The 20,363-nt window shown below is 66.3% G+C and carries 23 protein-coding genes; 13 read left to right on the plus strand and 10 right to left on the minus strand.

Features of this window, described 5'->3' with window-relative positions:
* Entirely contained in the window at positions 1–1,161 is a 1,161-nt protein-coding gene (locus AU198_RS19705; protein WP_064350465.1) for a spirocyclase AveC family protein, read from the minus strand.
* A gap of 103 nt (positions 1,162–1,264) precedes the next feature.
* Between AU198_RS19705 and AU198_RS19710 the strand changes: the two genes are divergently transcribed.
* On the plus strand, positions 1,265–1,867 hold the full coding sequence (locus AU198_RS19710) for a TetR/AcrR family transcriptional regulator (protein WP_064350263.1): 603 nt from the start codon (positions 1,265–1,267) through the stop codon (positions 1,865–1,867).
* Between the two features lie 29 nt (positions 1,868–1,896).
* On the opposite strand, the gene AU198_RS19715 is transcribed toward AU198_RS19710, so the two are convergent.
* The gene (locus AU198_RS19715; protein WP_064350264.1) at positions 1,897–3,342 is read right to left on the minus strand and encodes an aldehyde dehydrogenase; all 1,446 of its coding nucleotides are present in this window, start codon (positions 3,340–3,342) and stop codon (positions 1,897–1,899) included.
* A gap of 183 nt (positions 3,343–3,525) precedes the next feature.
* On the opposite strand from AU198_RS19715, the gene AU198_RS19720 reads away from it, so the two are divergent.
* Genes AU198_RS19720 through AU198_RS19735 form a run of 4 tightly spaced genes read left to right on the plus strand, consistent with a single transcriptional unit; the run spans position 3,526 to position 6,862 of the window.
* Positions 3,526–4,791, plus strand: a complete 1,266-nt coding sequence (locus AU198_RS19720) for an aromatic ring-hydroxylating oxygenase subunit alpha (protein WP_064350265.1) — start codon at positions 3,526–3,528, stop codon at positions 4,789–4,791.
* Between the two features lies 1 nt (position 4,792).
* The gene (locus AU198_RS19725) at positions 4,793–5,125 is read left to right on the plus strand and encodes a hypothetical protein (protein ID WP_064350266.1); all 333 of its coding nucleotides are present in this window, start codon (positions 4,793–4,795) and stop codon (positions 5,123–5,125) included.
* Positions 5,122–6,387 (plus strand): metal-dependent hydrolase family protein, encoded by a 1,266-nt coding sequence (locus tag AU198_RS19730; protein WP_064350267.1) that lies wholly within the window; start codon positions 5,122–5,124, stop codon positions 6,385–6,387. The genes AU198_RS19725 and AU198_RS19730 overlap by 4 nt, the downstream gene beginning before the upstream one ends.
* A gap of 22 nt (positions 6,388–6,409) precedes the next feature.
* On the plus strand, positions 6,410–6,862 hold the full coding sequence (locus tag AU198_RS19735) for a MarR family winged helix-turn-helix transcriptional regulator (protein WP_064350268.1): 453 nt from the start codon (positions 6,410–6,412) through the stop codon (positions 6,860–6,862).
* Positions 6,863–6,867: 5 nt separating this feature from the next.
* Here AU198_RS19735 and AU198_RS19740 read toward each other — a convergent pair whose 3' ends face one another.
* Entirely contained in the window at positions 6,868–7,938 is a 1,071-nt protein-coding gene (locus AU198_RS19740; RefSeq protein ID WP_064350269.1) for an NAD(P)H-dependent amine dehydrogenase family protein, read from the minus strand.
* A gap of 80 nt (positions 7,939–8,018) precedes the next feature.
* Here AU198_RS19740 and AU198_RS19745 point away from each other — a divergent pair, with 80 nt between their 5' ends.
* The 8 genes from AU198_RS19745 to AU198_RS19780 all read left to right on the plus strand — a co-directional run bounded on the left by AU198_RS19745 (position 8,019) and on the right by AU198_RS19780 (position 14,277).
* A complete protein-coding gene (locus AU198_RS19745; RefSeq protein ID WP_064350466.1) occupies positions 8,019–9,032 on the plus strand; it encodes a ferredoxin--NADP reductase in 1,014 nt (337 codons plus the stop codon).
* Positions 9,033–9,048: 16 nt separating this feature from the next.
* Entirely contained in the window at positions 9,049–9,792 is a 744-nt protein-coding gene (locus tag AU198_RS19750) for an SDR family NAD(P)-dependent oxidoreductase (RefSeq protein ID WP_064350270.1), read from the plus strand.
* 45 nt (positions 9,793–9,837) lie between these two features.
* Entirely contained in the window at positions 9,838–11,109 is a 1,272-nt protein-coding gene (locus AU198_RS19755; RefSeq protein WP_064350271.1) for an aromatic ring-hydroxylating oxygenase subunit alpha, read from the plus strand.
* A 2-nt stretch (positions 11,110–11,111) separates the two neighbouring features.
* Positions 11,112–11,441 (plus strand): hypothetical protein, encoded by a 330-nt coding sequence (locus AU198_RS19760; RefSeq protein ID WP_064350467.1) that lies wholly within the window; start codon positions 11,112–11,114, stop codon positions 11,439–11,441.
* A gap of 16 nt (positions 11,442–11,457) precedes the next feature.
* Entirely contained in the window at positions 11,458–12,303 is an 846-nt protein-coding gene (locus tag AU198_RS19765) for a TauD/TfdA dioxygenase family protein (protein ID WP_064350272.1), read from the plus strand.
* Positions 12,304–12,455: 152 nt separating this feature from the next.
* The gene (locus tag AU198_RS19770; protein WP_064350273.1) at positions 12,456–13,757 is read left to right on the plus strand and encodes a cytochrome P450; all 1,302 of its coding nucleotides are present in this window, start codon (positions 12,456–12,458) and stop codon (positions 13,755–13,757) included.
* Entirely contained in the window at positions 13,754–13,945 is a 192-nt protein-coding gene (locus AU198_RS19775) for a ferredoxin (RefSeq protein ID WP_064350274.1), read from the plus strand. Before AU198_RS19770 ends, AU198_RS19775 begins: the two co-directional genes overlap by 4 nt.
* A 44-nt stretch (positions 13,946–13,989) precedes the next feature.
* The gene (locus AU198_RS19780) at positions 13,990–14,277 is read left to right on the plus strand and encodes a DUF1330 domain-containing protein (RefSeq protein ID WP_064350275.1); all 288 of its coding nucleotides are present in this window, start codon (positions 13,990–13,992) and stop codon (positions 14,275–14,277) included.
* Between the two features lie 103 nt (positions 14,278–14,380).
* On the opposite strand, the gene AU198_RS19785 is transcribed toward AU198_RS19780, so the two are convergent.
* From AU198_RS19785 to AU198_RS19815, 7 genes are all read right to left on the minus strand, one after another.
* Positions 14,381–15,160: an alpha/beta fold hydrolase gene (locus AU198_RS19785; protein WP_064350276.1), complete on the minus strand. Its 780-nt coding sequence runs from the start codon at positions 15,158–15,160 to the stop codon at positions 14,381–14,383.
* Positions 15,160–16,365, minus strand: a complete 1,206-nt coding sequence (locus AU198_RS19790) for a cytochrome P450 (protein WP_064350277.1) — start codon at positions 16,363–16,365, stop codon at positions 15,160–15,162. The genes AU198_RS19785 and AU198_RS19790 overlap by 1 nt, the downstream gene beginning before the upstream one ends.
* The gene (locus AU198_RS19795; RefSeq protein ID WP_064350278.1) at positions 16,362–16,562 is read right to left on the minus strand and encodes a ferredoxin; all 201 of its coding nucleotides are present in this window, start codon (positions 16,560–16,562) and stop codon (positions 16,362–16,364) included. The genes AU198_RS19790 and AU198_RS19795 overlap by 4 nt, the downstream gene beginning before the upstream one ends.
* Positions 16,559–17,761, minus strand: coding sequence for a cytochrome P450 (locus AU198_RS19800; RefSeq protein ID WP_064350279.1), 1,203 nt, complete (start codon positions 17,759–17,761; stop codon positions 16,559–16,561). The genes AU198_RS19795 and AU198_RS19800 overlap by 4 nt, the downstream gene beginning before the upstream one ends.
* A gap of 113 nt (positions 17,762–17,874) precedes the next feature.
* Positions 17,875–18,669, minus strand: coding sequence for an NAD(P)-dependent oxidoreductase (locus AU198_RS19805; RefSeq protein ID WP_064350280.1), 795 nt, complete (start codon positions 18,667–18,669; stop codon positions 17,875–17,877).
* Positions 18,666–19,484, minus strand: coding sequence for an NAD(P)-dependent oxidoreductase (locus AU198_RS19810; protein ID WP_064350281.1), 819 nt, complete (start codon positions 19,482–19,484; stop codon positions 18,666–18,668). Before AU198_RS19810 ends, AU198_RS19805 begins: the two co-directional genes overlap by 4 nt.
* The gene (locus AU198_RS19815) at positions 19,484–20,341 is read right to left on the minus strand and encodes an alpha/beta hydrolase (protein WP_064350468.1); all 858 of its coding nucleotides are present in this window, start codon (positions 20,339–20,341) and stop codon (positions 19,484–19,486) included. The genes AU198_RS19810 and AU198_RS19815 overlap by 1 nt, the downstream gene beginning before the upstream one ends.
* Positions 20,342–20,363 lie beyond the last annotated feature (22 nt).

The raw sequence follows: 20,363 nt of genomic DNA on the forward strand, positions 1-20,363 counted from the left end.
TCATTCGCTCCGCTCGTGCGGCACCACCGCGGGCATCTCCACGCCCTCGGGCAGCACGAGTTCGCCGTCGGTGTTGATGTAACCGGAGTGTCTGGTCGGAATGGGCAGCGACGGGTCGGGGCACGGCCGGTCGGTGCCGTCGCCGCACAGGCCAGACGTGAAGTAGGAGCGCTTCTGGACGTCCTCGGGCCACGGGTCGGCATGGGTCGCCATGAACTGCGCGGGAATGATGTAGAAGACGAAGAACGATGCGCTGATGGCGGCGAAGATCGCGAGGAAACGCACAAATTGCTGTTTGGCGAATCCGCCCCGGACGTTGTCGAGTCCCTTCTCGACGACGGTGCGGCCGCGGTCGTCGGTGAAGAACCGCAGGCAGCACAGCGCGGCCTGTACGCCGCCCCACATCAGGCCCTCGTAGATCGGCCACTGGTAGTAGGTGCCCGCGTTGATCGACAGCGCCTGGATGGCACCGGGGAAGGTGTACATCCCCAGCGGCATCAGGACCAGGCCCTCCATCACGAAATCGAACACGAAACCCCACGCGAAAGCGACGCCGATCAGACCCTTGGTGCCGAGGTTCGGCCAGCGCTGCTGGGCCTTTCGCATGACCCAGCAGCCCAGGATCGTGCACAGCAGCACGCCGTACGCGTATCCGGAAACGTTGATGCCCAACGGTTCTGCCACCTGGGCGCCGGGCCTCTCGGGCGAGAGCCAACCCGGAACATGCGGGGCCCACGAACCCATGTTGAACGCCCACGCGTTATAGGTGCACCAAGTGTTGATGTAGTTCAGCAGCGGGTCCTGAAAGAAGAACAGGCCCGTGGACACCATGATCATGCCGTCCAACGTGATGCGGCGTTCGCGTCGCCACGGCCGGATGATGAACCACCAGATGGCGACCGGGAAGAGCACCGGTGAGCCGATCTGCCACATCATCAACGCGACCTTCATGAAGGTCGGCGGTTCCGTCGGACCGGGATCGACCGGCGTGAAGTACGGGCCGGTGATCCACCGGATCCAGACGTAGACCTGAAGGGCCAGGATCAGGCCGCCCGCCGTCGCCCAGATCTTGACTCGGCGCGAAGCCTGCGGCGACGCCTCTTCGAGTCGACCCACGGAGCTCAGCGACTCAGTGGATGGCTTGTTCGACAGTTCGCTCACCACGCCTCCTCGACCGCGCCTCGTCATCGCGATCCCGAGAAATATACCCGTCGGTATCTGGAGAACTCAATGGGATCTCAGATTCTTATGGCAGAATTCCGGCATGGCGGAGCGGTGGACCCGGGAGCGGCGACTCGAACACACCCGGTCCCTGCTGCTGGACGCGGCCGAGGACGTGTTCGCCGAAAAGGGCTTCACGGCAGCCACTGTCGACGACATCGCCTATGAAGCCGGTTACACGAAGGGCGCCATATACAAGCACTTCGCCACCAAGGAGGAGTTGTTTTTGGCCGTCAGCGACCGCTACTGGCGGCGCTATTTCGACAACTTCGCCGAGGTGATGTCGTCGTCGAAACAGGTGGGGGCCCGCGAGCGCGACGAGATCGCGCAGCGGTGGCGTCAGCTGAGCCGGGACCGCGGCGCCGAACACGCCGCCCTCGGTCACGAGTTCACGCTGTACTTGCTGCGCAATCCGGATGCGCGAGAACGCGTCGTCGGCAAGCGGACCGAGGTGGTCGAGGCCTTGGCGAAGTTCATCGTCGACGGCCTCGACCGGCTCGGTGCAACCCTGGTGATCCCGCCGTTGACGTTCGCCCAGGTGCTGATCGCCACCAGCGACGCCATCGTGCTCGGCAGTGAGCTCGACGACGTCGACCTGTACCGGCCGATCATCGACATGTACGTCTCGGCGATCAAGTTCCCCTGACGTGAGCCCACGCGAGTACGGGGCGAAAACTACGCTGTGGCAATCGAGATGGATTTCGTGTCGGTGTACCCGTCGATTCCCTCGCGCCCGAGTTCGCGGCCGTAGCCGCTGTCCTTGACGCCGCCGAACGGTGCGAACGGATCCATCGTGTAGCCCTGGTTGACGCCGAATGTGCCGGTGCGGATGCGCGCGGCGACAGCTACCCCGCGCTCGGTGTCAGCGGTCCACACCGATCCGGCCAGGCCGTAGTCGGAGTCGTTGGCGATGGCCACCGCTTCGTCCTCGTCGGCATACGCGATGACGGTCAGAACGGGGCCGAAGATCTCCTCGCGCGCGATGGTCATGTCGTTGTCGGCGTCGGCGAACAACGTCGGCTTCACATACCAGCCCCGGTCGAGCCCGTCGGGCATGTCGGCGCCCCCGACGACGAGGCGGGCACCTTCGGACTGGCCCTTCTCGATGTAACCCCGCACGCGCTGCTGCTGACGTTGTGCGACGAGTGGTCCGACCTGTGTGGCCGGATCCGTCGGATCCCCGACCACGAGCGACGTCATCTCGGCGGCCAACGCATCGGTGAAATCCCCCGAGCGTTGCGCAGGCACCAGAATCCTGGTGAGCGCGTTGCAGATCTGACCGCTGTTGGACAGGCTCGCCGAGCGAACGCCGGCGGCGACGGCAGCGGGGTCGGCATCGGCGAGCACGATGGCCGCCGACTTGCCGCCGAGTTCGAGGCTGACGCGCCGCAGGTCGACGGCGCACGCGGCGGCCACCGCCTTGCCCGCCGCGGTCGACCCGGTGAACGAGACCTTGTCCACCCCGCGATGTTTCACGAGGTACTCACCCGCGGACCGGTCGCCGGGCAGCACGCTGACCACACCTTCGGGCAGCCCGGCCTCGGCGATCATGTCGGCGAGCAGCAGTGCGTCCAGCGGCGATTCGGGTGCCGGTTTGACCACGACCGTGCAGCCGGCGAGCAGCGCCGGGATCAGCTTGGTGACGATGAGGAACTGCGGCATGTTCCACGGCACGATCGCGCCGACGACGCCGACCGGCTCGCGGCGGATGCGGATGTCGGTCCCGTACATTCCCGGGCGGGATTCCTCCCACGGATACCCCTCGGCCAGATCGCAGAACGCCGACATCATCATCGCGGGCAGCCCGACCTGCGCGCGCTGCGCGAAGCTGATCGGCGCCCCGATTTCGGCGGTGATCGTCTCGGCCATTTCGCCGCGCCGTTCGCCGTACCGCTCGGCCAGCCGGCGCACGGCCGCGATGCGTTCGGTGGGGGCGAGGCGCGGCCACGGGCCGGAGTCGAATGCGGAGCGCGCGGCGGCGACGGCCGCGTCGATGTCCGCGGGTCCGGCGGCGGCGACGCGCGCGACCGGTTCCTCGGTGTGCGGGGAGACGACCTCGATGTAGTCTCCGGCGCTCGCCTTGGACCATCGGCCGCCGATGAACAACTCGTCCGATCGCATTTGTGTGCACACCCTTTCGCGCTGCTTGCGGCATGACGAGCGGCCGCGACCGCCGTGCGGAAACTCGGTGACGGCGTTCGCCCGCGCCGGTCTATATCAACTACTTGCGATTGTGACATGGAGCATATACCGTCGGCGCTGCAGCTCCCGGCACGGTCCAGGCCGGGCGGACAGGAGTAGGCAATGGCTCGCTTTCCCAAACCGCCGGAAGGAAGTTGGACGGAGCACTATCCCGAACTGGGCACCGATCCGGTCTCCTACGAGGACTCCATCAGCCCGGAGTTCTACGAGAAGGAGCGCCGCGCGATCTTCAAGCGCGCCTGGCTCAATGTTGGTCGGACCGAACAGGTTCCGCGCAAGGGAAGCTACTTCACCAAAGAGTTGAAGGTCGCCAGCACGTCGATCATCGTGGTGCGGACGACCTCAGGTGAGGTCAAGGCGTATCACAACATCTGCCGACACCGCGGCAACAAGCTGGTGTGGAACGACATGCCGCTCGAGGAGACCAGCGGGGTGTGCAGGCAGTTCACCTGCAAGTACCACGCCTGGCGCTACGACCTCGACGGCAACCTCACCTTCGTGCAGCAGGAGGGGGAATTCTTCAACCTCGACAAGAGCCGCTACGGGCTGGTGCCGGTGCACTGTGAGGTCTGGGAAGGGTTCATCTTCGTCAACTTCGCCAAGGAGCCCGAGCAGTCGCTGCGCGAGTTCCTCGGTCCGATGATCACCGCCCTGGAGGGCTACCCCTTCGACAAGATGACGTCGCGGTTCTACTACCGGTCCGAGGTGAAGGCGAACTGGAAGCTCTACATGGACGCCTTCCAGGAGTTCTACCACGCACCGGTGCTGCACGCGAACCAGTCGCCCACCGCCTACTCGAAGGCCGCCGCCGAGGCAGGCTTCGAGGCCCCGCACTATCGCATCGAGGGGCCGCACCGGCTGGTCAGCACGTCGGGTGTGCGCGCCTGGGAGATGGCCGACGAGATGCGCAAGCCGATCGAGGACATTTGTCAGAGCGGGTTGTTCGGCCCCTGGGACAAACCGGATCTGGGGGAGATGCCCCCCGGCCTGAACCCCGCGAAATGCGATCCGTGGGGCCTTGATTCGTTCCAGTTGTTCCCGAACTTCGTGATCTTGTTCTGGGGGCAGGGCTGGTACCTGACCTATCACTACTGGCCCACGTCGTACAACACGCACCTGTTCGAGGGCACCGTGTACTTCCCGCAACCGCGCACTCCGCGGGAACGCATCGCGCAGGAACTGGCCGCGGTGTCGTTCAAGGAATACGGGTTGCAGGACGCCAACACGCTGGAGGCCACCCAGTCGATGATCGAGTCGCGGGTGCTCGATGACTTCCTGCTCTGTGACCAGGAGGTGCTGATCCGCCACCTGCACAAGGAGACCGCCTCGTGGGTGGAGGACTACGAACGCAAGACGGCGGGTGTGTGAGATGACGACCGCCAAGTTGCCGCCGGAATTCGCCGACCTCGAACAGTTTTCGGACTGGTGTCTGGGGTCGGAGGCCGAACGCTATGCCAAGCGGCTGTCCTCGACGATGACCGAGATGCAGGCCTTCTACGACGCGATCACCGCGCGCGCGGAGGAGGCCATCGCCTACTGCGACAAGTTCTCGCTGGACGAGTTGCCCGAGGACGTGCTGAACCTGATGCATCTGCTGTACTCGATGATTCAGGTGTCCTTCCCGGTCGAGTGCTGGAAGCAGCCGAAGGTGCCCGATTCGGGGGCCACGACGCTCGACTGCGTTTCCGAACCGGTTCCGTGACGACGCGCACCGTCCTGCGCGCCGCGCGCTGGGCCGACGTCGATACTGGTGAGGTGCGCTCGCCGGCCGTGGTGGTCGTCGAAGGCGACCGCATCATGGCCGTCAATCCGCCGGAACCACAAGATGATTCGGCCACGGAAATCGACCTCGGCGATGTCACGCTGTTGCCGGGCCTGATGGACATGGAGCTCAACCTCCTCATCGGCGGGCCCGGTGGGCCCGAGGGCTTGCCCAGTCCGATGCACGGTGTGCAGGACGATCCGGTCTATCGCACGTTGCGCGGGGCGGTCAATGCCCGCACCACGCTGGAGGCCGGGTTCACCACCGTGCGCAACCTCGGTCTGATGGTCAAGACGGGCGGCTACCTGCTCGACGTCGCGCTGCAGCGGGCGATCGATCAGGGGTGGCACGTCGGCCCGCGGATCTACCCCGCCGGGCACGCGGTCACCCCGTACGGCGGCCACCTCGACCCGACGGTGTTCCAGCGGCTGGCTCCGGGCATCATGCCGCTGTCGGTGGCCGAGGGCATCGCCAACGGCGTCGACGACGTGCGCGCATGTGTGCGCTACCAGGTCCGCCACGGCGCCAAACTGATCAAGGTGTCGGCCTCGGGCGGGGTGATGTCGCACAGCACCGCCCCCGGTGCCCAGCAGTACAGCGACGAGGAGTTCGCCGCGATCGCCGACGAGGCCCACCGAGCCGGTGTCCGCGTCGCCGCCCATGCGGTGGGCGACAGCGCGATCCGTGCATGCATCAGGGCAGGCATCGATTGCATCGAGCACGGCTTCCTCGCCAGCGACGACACCATCCAACTGATGGCCGACACCGGCACCTTCCTGGTCTCGACCACCTACCTGACCCAGGCGATGGCGATCGACCGCATCGCTCCCGAGTTGCGCAAGAAGGCCGAGGAGGTGTTTCCCCGCGCACAGGCCATGCTGCCGAAGGCCATCGCGGCCGGTGTGCGGATCGCCTGCGGCACCGACGCGCCGGCGATCCCGCACGGACAGAACGCCAAGGAACTGTGTGCGCTCGTCGAACGGGGGATGACGCCGATGCAGGCGATTCGCGCCGCCACGGTGACCAGTGCCGAGCTGATCGAGGCCGACGACGAATTGGGGCGCCTGGCGCCGGGATACCTCGCCGACATCATCGCGGTGCCCGGGGATCTGGCCCAAGACATCACCGCCACCCTCGACGTGTGTTTCGTGATGAAGGACGGTCACGTCTACAAGCACGAAGGGAACTTGGACGGTGGCTAGGCAGACAAACCCAGAACTGGGCATGGAACTGGGCGACAACATCCTGTGGCATCTGAAGCAGGCGTGGTACTTCGCGCTCACGGCCGTCAACGACGCGGTCAGCCAGCACGGCGTCAGCACCGCCCAGATCGGTGTGCTGCGCCAACTCTCCAATGAGCCGGGGCTGTCCGGCGCCGAACTCGCGCGCCGCTTGCTGATCACCCCGCAGGGGGTGCAGCTGGCGGTCAAGTCTCTGGAGCAGCGGGGACTGGTCGAACGCAAACCCGATCCTCAGCACGCGCGAATCCTCAAGGCCTACCTCACTTCTGAAGGACGTAAGGTCGCCGGTGCGGTCGTCAGCGATGCCATCGCCGCGCACGAAGCCGTTTTCGGCGTCCTCACGCCAGAAGAGCAGCAGACGCTGCGTGACCTGCTGGCCCGGGTGGTCGTGAAGGGCACCGGGCACACGATGGCCGACGACCACATCGGCGACTGATCAACTCATCCGTTGCCGAAACCGATGTGGCTGCGGATCAAAGGGAGATCGGCCATCGTCGCGAATCCTGCGGGCGCGGCGACGATCGCGGGCACCGCATTGAGTACCTGCATCGCCGTCGCCACGTTCGCCGACCGCACATGCTCGGCCATGCTCGCGTCGCGGCTGAAGCTGGCGAGGGAGAAGAAGTGAGCGCGCATCGAGGGATCACCCTCGATGGTCAGCGTCCAGCCGTGCTGTGGCTTGGGCCAATGCCCGGGGTATTCGTTGCCGACGGTCCACAGCGTCTCGATCTCGACCAAGGTCTGACCATCGCGTCGGCCCGACCAGGTCCACCGTTGCCCCGCCGTCGTTCCCGCCGCCAGCATCCGGTCGAAGATCTGATGGTCCGACATGGCCGGGACGGCGTCGACAGCGGCGGTCACCTCGTCGATGCCGGCGTTGAGCGCGTCGGCGATGAGCCAAACCTGCTCGCTGAAGATCGCGCTGTTGAACGCCAGGAAGTCGCTGCCCGTGGGGCTGATGGTCTCGACGGGTTCTCCGAAGCACATGTTGTCGAACGTGATGGCGGTGCTGTCGTAGACCGACCAGTCGGCGCGCTCCTGCAGGGTGACCTTGTCGATGGTGCGGCTCATCCCCGACAACGCCAGCGGCAGCACGCCGGAGAGGTTGCCCGGATTCAGGCCGCTGCCGTGCACGGTGCTGTTGCCGGTCTGGCACGCGTCGAGCAACCGTTCGCGGTCGGCGGGCCGGGTGCGCCGCGGGTGGAACAGGAATGCGGTCGTGGCCACGTTCTTACCGCTGGCCAGGATCGCGCACACCTCGTCGACGTCGGTGTTGCGTGGCGTGTACAGCACGCAGTCGGCGTCGACGGCGAGGATGCGATTCACGTCGGTGGTGGCGGCGACGCCGATGGGGTCGAGGCCGGCCAGCGTCCCGATGTCGACACCGTCCTTGTCCGCCGAATACACGCGTGCCCCGACGAGATCGAACGCCGAGCGGTTGTCGAGTATCGCGGTGATCATCTCGACGCCGACGGCGCCGGTGCCCCATGCGATGACGCGATGCGGTTGCATCCGGTCACGCTACGTCACCGGCGTACCCGGGGGCTTCAAGTGGTTGAGATCAATCGCAAGTACTTGATACTGTGGTGACGATGTCCGACGACGAGTTCGCCCCGCTGCGCATCAAACGCGTGGTGCCCGAGACCAGCGACGCGGTATCGCTGGTTCTCGATGTTCCGGCGGACTGCTCGGATCGCTTCGTCTACAAGGCGGGTCAGTACCTGACGCTGCAGGTCAGGGTCGGCGGAGACGACCATCGGCGGTGTTACTCGATGTCGTCGTACCCGCACAACGGGAACGACCTGCAGATCACCGTCAAGCGCGACCCGGGTGGCCTGGTCTCGAACTGGCTCAACGACACCGCGCAGGTGGGCGGCGAGATCCACGCCGCGCCCCCCGACGGCCGCTTCCTGCTCGGTGACACCGACCGTGACATCGTCGCGTTCGCGGGCGGTAGCGGTATCACCCCGATCTTCTCGCTGATCGGAGCCGCGTTGGTGAGCACCCGCCGGCGGGTTCGACTGTTCTACGCCAACAGAAGCCACGATTCGGTGATCTTCGGCGAGCCCCTCGCGAGGCTTGCCGCCGACAACGCCGAACGCCTGTCGGTGACCAATCACTTCGACGACGAAGCCGGCGTCGTGCAACCCTCGGCGGTCGAGGCATTCGCATCGGCGTGCGGTGAGGTCGACTACTACATCTGCGGGCCAGGGCCGTTCATGGACACGGTGGAGAACACGCTGCTGGGCATGGGTGTGCCCCGCGAGCGGCTTCACCTCGAACGGTTCACGGTGGCACCGGTTCCCGCCGAGGTCGCCGCCACCTCCGAGCGAACCGAGGAGGTGGTCATCGAACTGGATCGCAAGACCACCACCGCGCCCTACCGGTCGGGTAACACGCTGCTGCAGACCGCGCGCATGGCGGGGTTACGTGCCCCCTCGTCATGCGAGACCGGTTCGTGCGGAACGTGTATGGCGCGCATCGTGTCCGGAAGCGCCCGCATGCTGAACAACGATGCTCTCGACGACGACGAAGTGGCCGAAGGTTGGGTACTGACGTGTCAGTCGCTGCCGACGAGCCGGACTGTCCACGTGAGCTATGAGTAGAAGACGAGGTCAAGTGATGACCCGTGTCGCGGTGGTGACCGGCGGTGCTTCGGGCATGGGGGAGGCGACGTGCCACGAGCTCGGTCGTCGTGGGCACAAGGTGGCCGTGCTCGACGTCAACGGTGAAGCGGCCCAACGGGTCGCCGAAAAGCTGAGGGCCGACGGCGTGACGGCCCTGGGGGTGGCCGCCGATGTCAGCGATCGCTCGGCGGTCGAGGAGGCGTTCGCGAAAGTGCGTAACGAGCTGGGGCCGGTGCACATCCTGGTCACCAGCGCCGGTGCCGTGGACTGGGCGGCGTTCACCGACATCACGCCGCAGGCGTGGCAGCGGCTGATCGACGTCAACCTCACCGGAACCTTCCACTGCTGTCAGGTGGCCGTACCCGACATGCTCGACGCGGGCTGGGGTCGCATCGTGATGATCTCGTCGTCGAGCGCGCAGCGCGGCTCGCCACGGATGGCGCACTATGCCGCCTCAAAGGGTGCGTTGCTGTCGCTGACCAAATCGCTTGCGCGCGAGTATGGTCCGGCCGGCATCACGGTCAACAACATCCCGCCGTCGGCCATCGAGACGCCGATGCAGCACGCCGGTCAGCAGTCCGGACACCTGCCGTCGAACGAGCAGATGGCCGCGACCGTCCCCCTGGGGCACCTCGGCACCGGCGACGACATCGCCGCGGCCGTGGGCTTCCTGTGCTCTGAGGAGGCCGGTTTCATCACCGGTCAGATCCTCGGCGTCAACGGTGGGTCGGTGCTGTGATGACCGCCTCGCTTTCCGCACACCAACCACGACACGGAGGTTTCGATGGCTAAGTGGCCCAAGCCGGCCGAGGGCAGCTGGACCGAGCATTATCCGGAGCTGGGAACCGGGCCCATCTCGTTCCGTGACTCGATCTCACCGGAGTTCTACGAGCTCGAACGCGAGGCGGTGTTCAAACGCGCCTGGCTCAACGTCGCGCGTGTCGAGGAACTGCCGCGCGTCGGAAGCTACCTGACCAAGGAGATCGACGCCGCCAAGACGTCGGTGATCGTGGTACGGGGCAGGGATCAGCAGATCCGCGCCTTCTACAACATCTGCCGTCACCGGGGAAACAAGTTGGTGTGGAACGACTTTCCCCACGAAGAGGTCAAGGGCACCTGTCGACAGTTCACCTGCAAGTACCACGGGTGGCGTTACGACCTCAAGGGCGATCTGACCTTCGTCCAGCAGGAGAGCGAGTTCTTCGGCCTGGACCACGAGCGGCGCGGCTTGAAGCCGGTGCAGTGCGACGTGTGGAACGGGTTCATCTTCATCAACTTCGATCCCGAACCGCGGTGGACCCTGCGCGAATTCCTCGGTCCGATGATCACCGCGCTCGACGACTACCCGTTCGAATTGATGACCGAGCGTTACGAATTCGAGGCGCGCAACAACAGCAACTGGAAGATCTTCGCCGACGCGTTCCAGGAGTACTACCACGTGCCCTCGCTGCACTCGCAGCAGGTGCCCAGCGCGGTGCGCCAACCCAACGCGACCTTCGAGTGCGGCCACTTCCAAATCGACGGTCCCCACCGGCTGGTGTCGACGGCGGGCACCCGTCGCTGGCTGCTCGATCCGGAGTACATGTATCCGGTCGAACGGGTCACGCGCAGCGGTCTCGTCGGGCCGTGGCGCACCCCGGAGACGCATCAGTCGGCCGGGCTGAACCCCGGCGGCATCGAACCCTGGGGCATCACCAACTTCCAGATCTTCCCGAACCTGGAGATCCTCATCTACCACGGCTGGTATCTGCTGTACCGGTACTGGCCGACGTCGCACAACACCCATAAGTTCGAGGCCTACAACGCATTTCATCCCGCCCGGACGGTGCGCGAACGCATCGAGCACGAGGTCGCCTCGGTGGTGCTCAAGGAATTCGCGCTGCAGGACGCCGGAATGCTCGGCGGCACGCAGGCGGCGCTGGAGTACGGCCTTGGCGAGCCGATAGTCGACGAATACCCGCTCAGCGACCAGGAGATCCTGGTGCGTCACCTGCACCACGAGGCCGTCAAGTGGGTCGAGGAGTACAAAGCCGAGCGCTCGCCGGTGGGGGTGTGACCATGACGCGTCTGCCCAGTGCGTTCGCGGAGTTCGAGCCGTTCGCCGAGAAGTGGTGCCTGCCAACCGAAGCCGAGAGGTGGGCGACCCGGATGGCCACCCCCATGCCGGAGATCCGGAAGTTCTATGACGCGTTCACGCCACGATTCGAAGAAGCTATCGACTACTGCGACAAGTTCCCGCTCGACGATCTGCCCGAGGACGCGCTGAACCTGTTGCATCTCATCTACTCGATGATCATGGTGTCAATGGCCGTCGAGGTGTTCGGTACACAAAAACCCGCCGACTCCGCCGACGCGGTGATGAACCGCGTCAGCGCGCCGGTGCCATGACCAAGGAGACGACACCATGAGCCTGCTGACCATCAACAAGCTCACCGCATCGGTCGGCGCGGAGGTGACAGACGTCGACTCCGAGGCTCTGGCCCACGACGACGCGCTGGGCGCCGCCATTCTGGATGCGTTGGAGGACAACGGCGTACTGGTGTTTCCCGGACTCGGGCTGACTCCGGAGGCGCAGGTCGCGTTCTGTCGGCGGCTGGGTGAGATCGACCACTCGTCGGACGGCCACCATCCGGTTGCCGGCATCTATCCGGTGACACTCGACAAGTCGAAGAACGCCTCGGCGGACTACCTGCGGGCCACCTTCGACTGGCACATCGACGGATGCACGCCCACCAACGACGAGTGCCCGCAGAAGGCGACCGTGCTCTCGGCCAAGCAGGTGGCCGAGACCGGCGGCGAGACCGAGTTCGCGAACTCGTATGCGGCCTACGAAGCGTTCACCGACGAGGAGAAGGAGCGCTTCGGGGCGATGCGGGTGGTGCATTCGCTGGAGGCCTCCCAGCGCCGGGTCACTCCCGACCCGTCGCCCGAGCTGGTGGCCAGGTGGCGGTCCCGCCCGACCCACCAGCACCCGCTGGTGTGGACGCACCGCAGCGGGCGCAAGTCGCTGGTGTTGGGCGCGTCGGCGGACTACATCGTCGGTATGGACCTCGACGAGGGCCGGGCGCTTCTCGCCGAGCTCCTCGACCGTGCCACGCAGCCGCACCTGGTCTACAGCCACCGCTGGTCCGTCGGCGACACGGTGATCTGGGACAACAACGGCGTTCTGCACCGTGCCGCACCGTACGACCCGGACTCGCCACGCGAAATGCTGCGCACGACGGTGCTGGGTGACGAGCCCATCCAGTGAGCGATTTCGGTGCTCTACCGATCGCTGCTCGACCGCTAGAGCACCGAGTCGCCCCGGGGGTCTCGTTGACGACGCCGTGCCACTATGGAAATCTGATACCCAGATATGAGAATCACGTTCTCGTTGCTTGAGATCGTCGAAACGGAGGGCGCATGACCGAGGACCTCACCGAGGACATGACCAAGGTCGACTTCTTCCGGGACGGGCGTCTGACCGACGACCCGTACCCGTTCTACGAGGCTCTGCGCAACAAGTGCCCGGTCGCCCGTGAGGACCACTACGGCGTGACGATGGTGACCGGCTGGCAGGAGGCCGTCGACGTCTACAACGACGCCGAGACGTTCTCGTCGTGCATCTCGGTGACCGGCCCGTTCCCGGGCTTTCCCGTTCCGCTCGAAGGGGACGACGTCACCGACCTGATCGTCGAACACCGCGACGAGATCCCGTTCAGCGACCAGCTGCCGACCCTCGACCCGCCGACACACACCAACCACCGCGCCTTGCTGATGCGGCTGATCACGCCCAAGCGCCTCAAGGAGAACGAGGACGCGATGTGGCAGCTCGCCGACGACATCCTCGATGAGTTCCTCGCGCCTGGGCAGGGCGAGTTCATCAGCGGTTTCGCCGGGCCGTTCACCCTGCGGGTGATCGCCGATCTACTCGGGGTGCCCGACGAGGACCGGCCTGAGCTGCTCGAGCGGTTGGCCCGCGGCACGCACGGCGGCGGGCTGGGCAACGCCGAGAAGACTCTGACGAAGACGCCCCTGGAGTACCTCTACGAGGTGTTCGCCGAGTACGTCGAGGACCGTCGCCGCGAACCGCGTGACGATGTCCTGACGGGGTTGGCGACCGCGACGTTCCCGGACGGCACGGTGCCCGAGGTCGCCGACGTGGTCCGCGTCGCCACCAACGTGTTCTCTGCCGGCCAGGAGACCACGGTGCGGCTACTCTCGACCGCGCTGAAGGTGCTCGGCGACCGACCCGATATTCAGCGCAAGCTGCGCGACGACCGCAGCCTGCTGCCGAACTTCATCGAGGAGTGCCTGCGCATCGAGAGTCCGGTCAAGGGCGACTTCCGGTTGTCGCGGGTGCCGACGACGGTGGGCGACCAGGCCCTCGGCGCCGGATGCACCGTGATGGTCATCAACGGTGCCGCCAACCGCGATCCGCGCCGCTTCGAGGATCCGGACAACTTCGATCCCGAGCGCAAGAACGCCCGTCAGCACCTGGCGTTCGGCCGCGGCATCCACAGCTGCCCAGGCGCGCCGCTGGCCCGGGCCGAGACCCGGGTCGGGCTGGAGCGACTGCTGGACCGCACCACCGACATCCGGATCAGCGAAGCGCATCACGGCCCCGCGGGAGAGCGTCGCTACAACTACATCCCGACCTACATCCTGCGCGGGCTGACCGAATTGCATCTGGAGTTCGACGTGGTCTCGGGTGATGCCGGATGAAGGTCACCGTCGACGAGGATCGCTGCGCGGGCCACGGCATGTGCCTGACGCTGTGCCCCGAGGTGTTCGAGCTCAACGACGACGGTTGGGCGGTGGCGAACCCGGAGGAGGTTCCTGCCGAGCTGGAATCCGCGGCGCGCGACGCGATCGCCAATTGCCCCGAACGCGCGATCCGCGAGATCGACTGACAAGCACGCCGGCGGGTGCCGGCGATCAACACGAAGGAGCTCGAATGGCGAAGGCGTACATCCTCATCACCGAGGACGTGAAGGATCCGGACGGTATGGCGGAGTACGGCAAGGTGGCCAGCCAGACGATGGCGAGCGCGAACCTGCTGGCGTTCGACCAGAAGGCCGAGGTGATCGAGGGCACCTGGCACGGCACGCAGACCGTGCTGCTCGAGTTCGAATCCGAGGAAGCGGCCAAGGCGTGGTACTACTCCGATGAGTACCAGGCCGCGGCGAAGCTGCGTCAGAGCGCCGCCGACTGCAACGGCGTCATCCTGCACGGGCTGGGATAGTCGCGCGTCCAGACCGACGCGCACACTCGCGCGGCGTGAACGTGCACAAAGTGCGGCTACCGCGCGGTGTGTCGTGTGCAAACACGCACGCTCAGCAGAACTTTCAGGCGGACACCAGCGGGCCGGTGGGCTTTGTCGTCGTGGCGTGCACCAGCAGTTCAGCGAGTTCGCGCGGCCGGGACAGAAACGGCGAGTGCGACGTGTCGATGGTCAACTGTTCGACGCCGAGGCGACGCGTGACCGTGTCGGCCAGCCAGCGCGGCATCGACTGATCCTGGAGACAACGAATGAAGCTGCGGGGGAGATCGGCCTCCCAGAACCGCGGCACGGACACCGGCGTCACCGTCGTGTCGCCGAAGCGCTCGGGGCCCAGGCGCTCGAAGGCCCAGCGCGCGGTGGCCTCGTCGCAATCGTGGTAGAAGTAACGCCACGCGCCTTCGAAGTCTGCGAACCTCATCGCGCCGTCATCGTCGAACTTCAAGTAGCCCAACATCTCTCCGACGTCGGCGTCGAAGTCTTCGCCTAGTTCGTCGCCGTCGTCGCGCATCGCCATCGCTTCGGGATAGGTGCGACCCTCACGGGGCAGCGACGCCGCGAGGTAGGTGATGTGACTGACCAGATGGGGTGCGGCGTCGGCCGCCAGCGTGGCGTCGAAGCCGCCGTCGGAATGGCCGACTAGCACGCTCTTGACCGAACCGGCTGCCCGCAGCGCCGCCACGATCGCGTCGCGGCGGTTGGCCAGCGTCGAATCCTCGTCGACCCGTGCGCCGTGTCCCGGCAGATCCACCGCGACCGCGTCATGGCCCATCGCCGTCAGCTCGTCGATCACCCGCTCCCAGCACCAGGCGGCGTGAAAGCCGCCGTGCACGAAGACGAACCGCATCAACTCAGGGCGCGCACCGGAACATGCGACCAACCCGCGACATTCTGCATCGCCACGCGCCGGCAGTCGTCCCACAGCACTTCGTAACGGGGGATCAGATCGAGCAGCCGCTCCAGCGCGATCGCCGTCTCCATCCGCGCCAACGCCGCGCCCAGGCAGCTGTGGATGCCGTAGCCGAATCCCAGGTTCTGCGCCTCGGTGCGGTTGCGGTCGATGTCGAAGGTGTCGGCGTCGGTGAAGGCCTCGGGATCGCGGTGCGCCGAGGCCTGCAGGAGGAACACCGGCTTGCCCTCGGGGATCGTCACGCCGTGCAGCTCGACGTCACGCATCGAGCGTCGCACGTTGTAGTGCACCGGCGGCTCGTAGCGCAGCAGTTCCTCGACCGCGGCCGGGATCTTGTCGCGGTCGTCGAGGAGCTTCTGCCACTGGTCGGGGTGGCGGGCGAACGTCACCGCCGCGTTGCCGACCAACTTGGTGACGGTCTCCGCGCCGGCACCACCGAGAAGCGTTGCGAATCCCGCGATCTCGAAGTCGTCGAGCGACTCCTTCTCACCGTCCTCGCGGGTGATCTCGGCGGCCACCAGGCGGCTGAACATGTCGTCCTGCGGGTTGGCGCGCCGCTCTCCGATCAGCTGGAAGTAGAGACCCATGGCTTCGCCGATGGCCTGCATACCCTCTTCGGACATGTCGACCTGGCCGGGCTCACGATGCAGCGATTTGTCCACCCATTCTCGGACCTGCTGCCGGTGTTCCTCTGGCACACCGAGCATCTGGGTGATGACTTCGACCGGGAAGAACGCGGAGAAGTCGCTGACGACGTCGAAGTGGGCGGGGTCGGCCTTGGCGATGTACCTGTCGATGGTCTCGGTAACCATCGGCCGCATCGCCTCGATCGCGCGCGGGGTGAACACCTTGTTCACCAGGCTGCGCATGTGGCGATGTTCGGGCGGATCCATGAGGATGATCATCTTCGCCGGCATCGGTTCGTCGGAGCGGATGGTCGCCAGATCCAGCCCGTACGCCGAGGAGTAGGTCGCGAAATCCTTATAGGCCGCGGCTACGTCCTCGTGCCGCGACAACGCGTAGAAGTCGAGTTCCTCGTTGTAGTAGACCGGTGCTTCCTCGCGCAGGCGCGCGTAGATCTCCCACGGTCCGTCGAAGTACTCCTGCGAGAACGGGTCGAAGACGACTTTCGACGTCGTCATGCGTCTTCGATCGAGATCGCCTGGCGCGGGCACTGCCGCACGGCTTCTCGGACCTGCTGCTCGTTCTCCGGCGTCACTTCTTCCTGAAGGACGTGCAGGTAGTCCTGCTCATCCAGATCGAACACCTCGGGGATGATGCCCATGCACACCCCGTTGCTCTCACAGAGCCCGAAGTCAACGATGATCTTTTGAGTCATTTCAACACCCTCACCGGGACGTGGTGGTATCCGGCCACATTCTGCATGTGCACACGTTCGAGACCGTCGAAGTTCACCTCGTAACGCGGCATGAAATCGAGTAGGTGCTCGAGTGCGATCGTGGTCTCCAGACGGGCCAGCGCGGCGCCCAGGCAGCTGTGGATGCCGTATCCGAGGCCGAGGTTCGGCGACTGGGTGCGATCCCGGGTGATGTCGAACGTCTCGGCGTTGTCGAACGCGCGGGGATCGCGGTTGGCGGCCGCCTTCATCAGGAACACCGGCTTGTGTGCCGGGATGGTGCCGCTGGGCACCTCGGCCTCCTTCAGCGTGTAGCGCACGTTGTACTGCACCGGCCCGACGTAGCGCAACAGTTCTTCGACGGCGGCGGGGACGAGGCTGCGGTCGTCGAGCAGCATCTGCCACTGCTCCGGGTGCCGGGCGAACTCGACCACCGCGCTGCCGACGAGCTTGGTGACCGTTTCGGCGCCGGCGCCGCCGAGCAGCGCGAGGAACCCGGTGATCTCCAGGTCATCGAGCTGCCGCATCTCGCCGTTCTCGCCGGGAATCTCGGCGCGGATGAGACGGCCGATCATGTCGTCCTGCGGATTCTGCCGCCGCTCCTGCACGAGCCCGTAGTAATACACGCCCGAGTCGATGTTGGCCTGCATGGCTTCGTCGGACAACCCGATCTGACCGGGCTCGCGCTCGAGGCCCTTGTCGATCCAGCGCCGGACCTGTTGACGGAACTCCTCCGGCACCCCCGCCATCCGGGTGATCACCTCGACCGGGAACGGCCCGGAGAAGTCCTGCACCACATCGAAGTTGTCGGGATCGACCTTCGACAGGTACTGCTCGACGAGTTCGGTGATGGTTTCGCGCTGCGACTGGATGGCCCGCGGTGTGAACGCCTTGTTGAGCAGGCTGCGCATGTGCCGGTGCTCGGGCGGATCCATGAAGATGATCGACTTGTGCGGAGCCTCCTCGGAGCGCACCATGGCCAAGTCACACCCTCGCGACGAGGAGAACGCCTCGTGGTCCTTGAGCGCTGCGGCCACGTCGGCGTGCCGCGTCAGCGCATAGAAGTCGCCGCCCTCGTCGTAGTAGATCGGCGCTTCGTCCCGCATCCGTTGGTAGATCTCGTACGGGTTGTCGAAGAACTCCTGCGACACCGGGTCGAACACGAGTTTGGGCTTGGTCATGGTCTCCTCTTTCGCGGCGGGCTGTCGACCGCTTCCGTTACGCGAGGGCGCAATAATGTAACGCCTCTAGTATGCCTCACCGGATGCCTCCTGGTAAGGGGAATCGCCGCTGTTTATGGCCGGATCCCGGCATCGAAGATCCCGTCGAGCAGGCCCAGGTCGCTGCCCAGTTCGCCCGCGATCTGGCGAACCACTGCGACGTCTTTACCGATGAACTCTCCGACGTCGGCGACGAAGCCCCGAACCGAGCCGCGCGCGGCGATGAACTCGCCGACCCGGCTGGCGCCGCTGCCGTGGGTGAGCGATGTGAGCAGCTCTGCCTCGCCGACGCCGAGCCGGGCGCCGAGGTCGACAGCGGTGCGCAGCAGGCCGATCTGGGCGGCGAACAGGCTGTTGTTGACGAGCTTGACGGCCTGGCCCGCTCCGAGTTCACCGACGTGCAGGATCGGCTCGCCGTAGCTGGCGAGCACCGGCCGGACCTTGTCGACCGCGGCGTGGGTGCCGCCGACGAACAGCGTCACCTCGCCGGCCGCGATGTTGTGCGGGCCGCCGCTGACCGGCGCGTCGACGACGTCGATGTCGGCGAACTCGGCCGCCAGCTTTCGGGCGGTGGCCGGGCTACCCGTGGTGTGGATGATCAGCACACTGCCCGGCTGCATGCCCGCCGCCAGGCCGTCGTTCAGGCACACCTGCTGGACCTGCTCGTCGGTGAACACGCAGACGACCACGACGTCGGCCCCGTCGGCGACATCAGCCGCACGGGTTACCGGCTGCGCGCCGATATCGCCTACCGCGGCGCATTTCTCGTCGGTCCTGCCCAGTGCGCGCACGTCGTGACCGGCATCGACGAGGCGGCGCACCATCGGCGCGCCCATTCGCCCCGCCCCCACGAAGCCGACGCGCGTCACCGCGGATGGTCCATGTTGCGCAACGCCGTATCGGCCACGGTGAACACCGACCCCTCCGGTACCGATGCGGTGGCCGCGATGCTGGCCGCATGCCGAACATCCTTCTGCAGCAACGCGCCCGCGATCGGGGCCAGCCCTTCGACCGTGCCGCCGAATATCGCAATGCTGCCCAATGCCTTGCTGGTGGCCGAACCGCCGTTGAGCACCTCGGCCAGGCGCACACGCGGAATGCCAAGGGATTCACCGAGATCGAGTGTGCTCAGCGCGCTGCCGAGATTGGCGGTGAACAGCAGGTTGTTCAGGATTTTCGTGACCTGTCCGCTGCCCAGGGGGCCGAGATGCACGATCGGGTCGGCGTAGGTCGCGAACACGGGGCGGCAGCGTTCGACGACGTCCTCCTCGCCGCCGACCATCACCAGCAGCTTGCCCTCCTCAACGGCGGGCCCACCGCCGCTCACCGGTGCGTCGATGACCGAAACCCCTTGTTTGGCCGCGACTTCGGCGATCTCCCTACAGGTGTCGGGATGCACGGTGCTGTGAATGGCGATGACCGCTCCGGAAGCAAGGCCGGCGAGGACACCGGTCTCACCGTTGAGGACTTCTCGCACGTCATCGTCGCCGACCACGCACAGGCACACCAGATCACTGGCCGCGGCCAACTCCGCAGGCGTACTCGCGGTCTTCGCAGCCGTACCCGCGTACGGTTCTAGGCTGGCCGCCCGCCGTGCCCACAGCGTGGTCTCGAATCCGCCCTCGACGATCCTGCGGGCCATGGGGCCGCCCTGGCTGCCCAGTCCGATGAATCCGACGCGCATCAATCCGCCTCCACTTTCTGCTCAGCCTTCTCTTCGGCGTCTCGTCGGGCCGCGACACATTGCTCGACGAATGACAAGACCCTGTCGTGGTAGTCCGCGGCAGCGAACGACAGTGACAGGTTGTGACCGGCGCCGGCCTGTTCGTTGAGTACGAAGCGGGGCGCGGCGGCGAACGCCGCGGCGATGTCGGCCAGCGACTCGGGGTCGGTACGCCACACCCGTTCGTGTTCGGCGACGGTGAACTGCACCGGCACCTCGACCCGGGCGGCCAGTGCCGGAAAGTCCTGCCGCGGCCAGTTTTTCGTCATCTCGGACTCGTAGGGCGCACCCGTCGACGAATTCGTGATGCCCGAGAGCACCTCGGGCGGGTACATGTCGGCGGGTTCCCACAACAGGTCGCGCAGTCCGGCCGGCCGCCGGGTGGCCGTCGTCGCCTTCAAGATCTCGGCCGCGGCGTCCGCGTACCGTAACCCGGTGCCGGCCAGGCCGAGTCCGAGCACGTCCGCCTGTGCGGCACGGGCGTCGGCGGCCATGCGCACGGCCAGTTCACAGCCCGCCGAGTGGCCGAGCAGGAACAGCCCTGCGCCGCGCGGGTTCTGGCCCAGGACCTTGTCGACGGCGCCATAGGCGAGTGCCACCCGCTGCTCGGGTTGGTGCATAGCGTCGGGATAAGGTGCCGAACTGCCGTAGCCGGGACGGTCCAGCGCCACGACCGTGATACCGCGGGCCGGGCCGGCGCGTAACAGCGACAGCTCGGGATGGCCGGGGCAGTCGAAATACGCTGCGGTGCTTGCGCCCCCGTGGAAGGCAACGACGACGGTCGCCGGATTGTCGGCCTCGGCGACCAGGCCGGACATGGGTACGCCGTCGACGAGGACG

It is taken from the genome of Mycobacterium sp. GA-1199, from assembly GCF_001500045.1.
Lineage (GTDB): Bacteria > Actinomycetota > Actinomycetes > Mycobacteriales > Mycobacteriaceae > Mycobacterium.